The organism is Piscirickettsia litoralis (assembly GCF_001720395.1).
In the GTDB taxonomy this organism is placed as follows: Bacteria; Pseudomonadota; Gammaproteobacteria; order Piscirickettsiales; family Piscirickettsiaceae; genus Piscirickettsia; species Piscirickettsia litoralis.
Map to the genome: position 1 here is coordinate 346,616 of NZ_MDTU01000001.1, position 6,723 is coordinate 353,338.

A 6,723-nucleotide genomic window follows, 5' to 3' on the forward strand; every position below is an offset into this window, starting at 1 on the left:
ATATCAAAGCAATAAGGTTGGGATTGCCATCAATGCATTTAAAATATCAGCAACTAACCATAATAAATGTAAGTTTGCAACGGCCCCAAAACAATGACAATTACCCAAAGAATACGATAAGGGATAATGATTTTTGTACCAAACAAGTAACTGGCACAACGCTCACCATAATAGCTCCAACCTAAGAGTGTTGTGAATGCGAAAACAACAAGACCAATTGTTACAATCAGACCACCGCCATTAAACCCAAGCTGAAAGGCATCTGATGAAAGTGCGGCCCCTGTTTCTCCTGAAGTCCATAACCCACTTAACAAGATGACAAAAGCGGTAGTGCTACATAAGATGATGGTATCAAAAAAATGTTCCAGTCATCGCAATTAAGCCTTGACGGGTTGGGCTATTTGTCTTTGCCGCAGCATGCGCAATCGGTGCAGTCCCTAACCCAGCTTCATTTGAGAAAACACCACGAGCGACTCCAAAACGAATCGCCGCCATAATCGTCGCACCGGCAAAACCACCAACAGCCGCTGTACCATTAAACGCACTATGAAAAATAAGGGAGAAAATTTGCGGAATCTGGCTAAAGTGTAGGCTTAAAACAATGACTCCACCGATAATATAAAAAACCGCCATAATCGGGACTAAATAGCTCGTCACCCGACCAATCCAACGAATTCCTCCCAATAACACAAGAGCAACGAGTACCGCACTCACACCACCCACCCACCAAGGTGAAATGCCAAAATGGTTATTTAATACATGCGCCATCGAGTTACTTTGAACACTATTGCCGATACCAAAGGCCGCAATGGTTCCAAAAATCGCAAATGCGACAGCTAATCCTCGCCAACGCGAGCCTAAGCCATTTTTAATATAATACATCGGCCCACCGACATAATTACCATTTGCATCTATTTCCCGGTATTTAACAGCAAGTACAGCCTCTGCATATTTTGTCACCATTCCAACAAGGGCTGTTATCCACATCCAAAAAATAGCACCAGGGCCCCCTAGAACAATAGCTGTAGCAACACCTGCGATGTTCCCTGTGCCAACAGTTGCAGCCATTGCCGTAGTTAATGCTCGAAAACCACTGATCTCACCTTTGGCTTTTTTTCGGATCTTTTTGGACAATAAGCTTTAAGGCTGCACCTAACTTCCTTAACTGCAACAAGCGCAATCGGATCGTTAAATAAACCCCGCACCCCAAAAGTAAAATCAGCATGACAGGCCCCCAAACAAAGCCACTCACTGCATTCAAAAATGATGTTATATCCACACTCAAGCTCCTTTGCTACTTTCTTTATTTATTGTAACAAAAAAAACTAGACAAAAGCAAGAGTTAGGGTGAATGAGGCAACTTGCCACACATAAGTTTTTCTGATTAAATAGATTTAGGTAGTCACTACTCTGTCAGGCAGTAGCAAATTTATATAAATTTACTCTAAGCCTGCAAAAAAACATATTTAAGTTGTACCAACAAGGAAATTAGACGATGAAGTCACGATTTTTAACCTATTTGTTATATACTCTGTTTATTATGTTAATTATTACGCTCATTTATTTCCCATATCAACGAGATAAAATTGAGCACACACATGAACACCTCGTAACCTCTGCTATGGATAAAAGCGTTTTGCAGTAGCCACTATATTCCATATAGCGATTAAACAGTATGCACGCTTGTTGTAAATATTATAGAAATAGGCCGATTATTTTTTTATAAACAGGTTCAATCATCTTATCAATAGAAAAGCCATTATCAATAAAAAGTTTCTGCCAAGCTTCTACTGTTCTAAAGTACCAAGGAGCAGGGTCCATAAATTCTTTGCTAAAGCCCTGCCAAGACCCTTTTCGCCAGCCATCTTGGTACGGTAAATTCCCACAACTTGTAACCGGGTGCAAAGTTTGAATAATAACCCGGCCATTTTGGCTTAATAGTTCAGAAAACTTATTGAATAAATAGTCAACGACCTCTTTACCAATTAAAGAAAAATTACAAATAATAATATCAAATTTTTCTTGTAAAGCTTGGTAAGTTAAGCTTTCAAAAGATAATAATTTAAAGCGACCTTGCTTTTTAGATTGGCCATATTCAATAAATTCGGGAACAGCATCAATACCCAGCGTATCAATTCCTGCACTCTCCAATGTTCTAACAAGCCAACCTTCCCCACAGCCTATATCAAGGACTTTTTTAGGCTGACTTGCCAAAATTTCTTTAATAATTACATGGTTTGTTACTTGCTGGCGGGTTTCAATCTCACTATTTTCAATCGCCTTAATCCAAGGCTGGGTATTCTTTTTCCAAGAATCTATAATTTTCAAATCAGATAACTCATCCATTAGTTGCTCTTTCTCTAATCTGTTACTTTCATTCATGATCAATGATTTTCCTTTTCATGCTACTGCCAATAACGCCCTTTATCATCCGAAATACATCATAATCAAGAACCAGCAAAGGTAAAGCCTATAGGGCCATTAGTGAGTTCAAAATCAATCGCGCCAACCTGCCCTGTATTTAAAATATTAACTTTTTGCTGCTGATAACGATCAATAACGACTGAGTGAGGGAGCTTATAAGCATTATAGCGACCCGCGCTAATAATGACCGTATTAGGAGAAACAGTTTTAATGAACGCTAAAGTTGAAGAACTTTTACTGCCATGATGAGGCGCAAATAAAATATCACTTTTCAAACTCAATGGAGCACGAGCAATAAGCTTTTTTTCTTGTGATTTTTCGATATCTCCAGAAAATAACACACTCTTCCCTTTTGCTGTAATTTTTAATACGCACGACTGGTTATTGCGCCCATAAGGAAAAGGTCTAAAAGGTGATAAAAACTCAAACTTCACACCATCCCACTGCCAGTGGTTTCCCGACACACAAGGTTCAATTTGAGAACTAGGTAACAAAGGACTTGAACTGATCACTTTAGTCTGCGGATAAATAGCTAACACACTGCTCAGCCCACCGCTATGATCACTGTCTATATGACTAATAACAAGCTTGTTAATATGGCGTACTCCCAAAGCATAAAGGTTAGGGACAACAACAGCTTGCCCCAAGTCGAAACCACTTTTAGTTCGATTACCAACATCATAGATTAAATTATGATGGCTTGTCTTAATTATTGCCGCAAAACCTTGCCCTACATCCAGTACACGAATAAAAACATCGCCAGCAACAATAGGCTTTACTGCATATAACCAAGGAATAAATAAAGCAATGCCTCCTAAAAATCGCCCAGGCAACCCGCGTGGCATTAATAAAATAAATGTGCCGAGTAAAGATATAATGAGTACAGCTGCTTTAGGAATACCATGATAAGGAGGGATATAAAACTGGAGCTGATTTAAGTAATGCAATACTTGCAATAACCAGGTAATTTGTTGATCTGCAAAATTTAATAAAATTAGTGCCAAATTCAATGATAATGGTATAAAAATGACACTCATTAACAATATCGGCAATATCAAAGCACCGGTCCAGGGGATTGCAACAAGATTCGCAAACAATCCCATGATTGGCAAATTAAAAAAATAAGCTAAAGACAAAGGTCCTAATGCGATTAATAGGGCCCACTGCGGTTTAATATATTTCTGTAATTTGTTCTGCTTTAAACGCCCAGAACACACAAAAATAAGCACGGCAACACTGATAAATGACAACCAAAAACCAACAGATAGCACACTTAAAGGAAAAAACAAAATCACACCCACTAATGCATACTGATAGAAAGTCCATATGGGTATCACCCGTCGATATAAGAATGCAATTAGTATGCAGGAAGTCATCAAGCAGGCTCGTAAGGTTGCAATTGAAAATCCTGCCAGTGCACTATAAAGGATTGCAGCCATAAGGCTTATCACTGCTGCGATAAACAGGGCATACCCTGAATTTTGATATTTTTTAGCAAGCAACGGTAACCAAAGCAATAAAACTCGCATCAATAAAAAGGTAAATGTGACAATAAGGCCAATATGTAACCCAGATACTGCTAATAAATGAGCCGTCCCTGTCTGTTGCAATATTTGACGTTGGTTTTGACTTAAATCTCCACGCTCACCAAGCGTTAGTGCCTTAATCACTGCACTATTCTGTAAATGAGCATCTTCTAAGAATCGCGCCACCTGTTGTCGCAGTTTCTGTATATGCAAGGCGTGAGGTCCACTCAGTCGAGTGTTACCGCCCTCTTTGTTAGTGACAGTGCCTGTCGCCTGAATTCCTTGCTGATACAGCCATAAGCGATAGTTAAAGCCGATAAAGTTCTCAAGCCCTGTAGGGGGCCGTAATTTCACATTGAATCGCCAACGTTCCCCTGCATGCAACAATACCAACTGATCTTTTCTAGGTTTATACCAATTTAGGCCCAAGGCACGCTTAGGCCATAGTGTTTGGCCATTGATTTCACTTGCTACAAATAAAAAGCGTGTTTTCCGATCTTGGTATTCTGGAATAGAGTGAATTATCCCTGTAACCTGAACGCTGTGACCAAAAAGATCATGCGATAACCGCAGATGATTTTGCCAGCTAATCACTAACAATGCCCAAAGTGCTCCAAGACAAAGAAAGAGAACCCACCAAATTCTAGCGCTTGATTTTATAAAGTAATACAATCCCCCTATAATAAAACTGAGTAGCAAGCCACCTGGCCAACCTAGAAAAAAGAGGGTGATAAACCCAATAACAAATACAAACCCCATCATAGGACTGAAATCTATCCATGTTCAATTGGTTTAAAAGTAAAATCCCAACGCGAGAGTCCCTTAAAGACCATAAAATTCTTGCTAAGCTCCACCATTTGTTACACTATCACTATCTTTGGCATTTTAACCGCCATAGTGTATCTAAGGCCATTGCTATCGGTAGCTTCTTCGCCTTCATCCCGATCCCGTTTCAGATGGTCCCTGCGGCACTGAGCGCCTTAATTTTTCGCGCGAATGTCGGCATCTCTCTGGCCACCGTCTGGATTTCTAATCCAATCACAATCCCGCCGATGATTTATGGTGCATACAAATTAGGCAGCTGGATGATGGGCCATCCCGAGCTTGCGATTAGCTTTGATAAGTCCCATGATATATTACGATTACTCTCTCATTCATGGCAACCCTTTTTATTAGGTTGCATAACTTTGAGTATTACTTTTTCGTTAGCCAGTTATATTACCGCACGCTTGCTTTACCGGTTTTGGATTGGCCGTAAGTGGCACAAGAATAGAGCAAAAACACAGACAAGAACATCAAAAAGAAAAGGGGCAATAAGCCCCTTTTCTACATTTACCCAAAATAACCGTCTAACTTACTCTTTGCTCTTGGACTAACATAATCATCATCCCAAGATCCTTCACCGCTCTTACGGCGCATTGGCTCTAACCAATCACGAGAGTACTGCTCCAGTTGCATTTCTTTAAAGCTGCCGCTTAATCCCTGATCTCGAACATAAGTTCGCTCAATTTTTTCCATTTGACAACCTCCTTAAAAGTGTACCATACGGGTAAGGGGGATTATTTTACTGTACCCAGATTCTTAGCTATTCACAAGATATATGAATAATTTTTTATTTTTATGAATCCTTACCACTGAAATTGACTATAGCAAAATCATTAATAAAGATCAAAGTGCAGAAAATATGTCGATATTGGTTAGCGTTAGTTAACTATGGCACGAGTTCAATATCACTTTTTATATAAAATAAAAAAAGTTACTAAATCGAATAATTATTACCCTGCCCAGCACTTTGATAGCAAAAGTCAACAAAGTGACGAGTCAGAGGCGATACGTGTTTCTTTTCATGCATAATTAAATAAAATGAGCGCTCTAATTTATGACTATAAGGAAGCGCAACTAAACGCTTTTCTCTTAAAGCACTCTCAGCAACACGTCGAGACAAACAGCTAATCCCCACTCCGGTTTCTACCGATTGAGTCACCGCCATTGAATCAGTTAATTCCAAACAAATTCGAGCACGTGCAAGTTTAGGTAATAGATGATAATTGAAAAACTCACGCGTCCCAGAGCCTTGCTCACGTAGCACCCACGCAGCTTTAGCAAGGTCATCTGAAGTTACCCGTGTTTTATAGGCTAACGGGTGCATGGGAGCCGCAACAAAAATCATCTCATCCATACACCATAACTGGCGTTTGATGTCCGTATGCATGACTTCACCTTCAACAAAGGCACAGTCAAACTGATAATCCAATAGCTTTTCTTGTGACCTTTGGGTATTAGACACTTCAAGACGTAAACGCAATTGCGGGTATTTTTTTAAATATTCGCTGATCAAGCGCGCGAGCATATAATTGCCAACCGTAGAGCTTGCGCCGACAACGAGCTCGCCTTGGACATTATCTTCAAATAACTGCTCAACCTCTCTGGCTTGCTGCATTAAATTAACGGCTTTATCCAATAACAGCCGTCCTTCATTCGTCAACTGTAGGTTTTTATGAGCACGGTCAAACAATGTTTTTCCCAGTTGGCGCTCGAGCTCTGCTAGGGCCATACTGACCGCCGATTGAGAAAGATACAATGAATTTGCAGCTTGAGTAACATGACCATGTTGGGAAATTGCAACAAAAATTTCCAATTGACGCAATGTAACTTTAACACTCATCTCAAGCTCCTAGAGGACAAAATGAATCCTAGTCAAATTAACATGCGCCATTTTAGAAAACAACCGCTTTTGATTAACAGCTTAAACCCAGATAATTTTCTCATTTAC

Annotated in this window: 8 protein-coding genes; 1 reads left to right on the forward strand and 7 read right to left on the reverse strand. The window is 39.8% G+C overall.

What is annotated here, in order from left to right; all coding sequences use genetic code 11:
* Positions 1-53: 53 nt before the first annotated feature.
* The 5 genes from BGC07_RS21435 to BGC07_RS01605 all read right to left on the reverse strand — a co-directional run bounded on the left by BGC07_RS21435 (position 54) and on the right by BGC07_RS01605 (position 4,712).
* Positions 54-314, reverse strand: coding sequence for an alanine:cation symporter family protein (locus BGC07_RS21435; RefSeq protein ID WP_235602827.1), 261 nt, complete (start codon positions 312-314; stop codon positions 54-56).
* Positions 315-351: 37 nt separating this feature from the next.
* The gene (locus BGC07_RS21440) at positions 352-1,134 is read right to left on the reverse strand and encodes an alanine/glycine:cation symporter family protein (protein WP_235602828.1); all 783 of its coding nucleotides are present in this window, start codon (positions 1,132-1,134) and stop codon (positions 352-354) included.
* Positions 1,100-1,279 carry a hypothetical protein gene (locus BGC07_RS21445; RefSeq protein ID WP_235602829.1) on the reverse strand — a complete coding sequence of 60 codons (180 nt, stop codon included), beginning with the start codon at positions 1,277-1,279 and terminating at the stop codon, positions 1,100-1,102. Before BGC07_RS21445 ends, BGC07_RS21440 begins: the two co-directional genes overlap by 35 nt.
* A 416-nt stretch (positions 1,280-1,695) precedes the next feature.
* Entirely contained in the window at positions 1,696-2,382 is a 687-nt protein-coding gene (locus tag BGC07_RS01600; RefSeq protein ID WP_201258088.1) for a class I SAM-dependent methyltransferase, read from the reverse strand.
* Between the two features lie 65 nt (positions 2,383-2,447).
* Positions 2,448-4,712, reverse strand: coding sequence for a DNA internalization-related competence protein ComEC/Rec2 (locus BGC07_RS01605; RefSeq protein WP_069311697.1), 2,265 nt, complete (start codon positions 4,710-4,712; stop codon positions 2,448-2,450).
* A 17-nt stretch (positions 4,713-4,729) separates the two neighbouring features.
* Here BGC07_RS01605 and BGC07_RS19180 point away from each other — a divergent pair, with 17 nt between their 5' ends.
* Positions 4,730-5,326, forward strand: a complete 597-nt coding sequence (locus BGC07_RS19180; protein WP_077216693.1) for a DUF2062 domain-containing protein — start codon at positions 4,730-4,732, stop codon at positions 5,324-5,326.
* On the opposite strand, the gene BGC07_RS01610 is transcribed toward BGC07_RS19180, so the two are convergent.
* Positions 5,283-5,468: a hypothetical protein gene (locus BGC07_RS01610; protein ID WP_069311698.1), complete on the reverse strand. Its 186-nt coding sequence runs from the start codon at positions 5,466-5,468 to the stop codon at positions 5,283-5,285. The two genes, BGC07_RS19180 and BGC07_RS01610, sit on opposite strands and share 44 nt — an antisense overlap.
* Positions 5,469-5,709: 241 nt before the next feature.
* Positions 5,710-6,615 carry a LysR family transcriptional regulator gene (locus BGC07_RS01615; RefSeq protein ID WP_069311699.1) on the reverse strand — a complete coding sequence of 302 codons (906 nt, stop codon included), beginning with the start codon at positions 6,613-6,615 and terminating at the stop codon, positions 5,710-5,712.
* Positions 6,616-6,723: the final 108 nt, after the last annotated feature.

Bases quoted from the DNA above. Each gene is read 5' to 3' on its own strand.
- BGC07_RS01615 (WP_069311699.1), bottom strand. From the start codon at position 6,615: ATGAGTGTTAAAGTTACATTGCGTCAATTGGAAATTTTTGTTGCAATT.
- BGC07_RS01600 (WP_201258088.1), bottom strand. From the start codon at position 2,382: ATGAATGAAAGTAACAGATTAGAGAAAGAGCAACTAATGGATGAGTTA.
- BGC07_RS01610 (WP_069311698.1), bottom strand. From the start codon at position 5,468: ATGGAAAAAATTGAGCGAACTTATGTTCGAGATCAGGGATTAAGCGGC.
- BGC07_RS01605 (WP_069311697.1), bottom strand. From the start codon at position 4,712: ATGATGGGGTTTGTATTTGTTATTGGGTTTATCACCCTCTTTTTTCTA.
- BGC07_RS19180 (WP_077216693.1), top strand. From the start codon at position 4,730: ATGTTCAATTGGTTTAAAAGTAAAATCCCAACGCGAGAGTCCCTTAAA.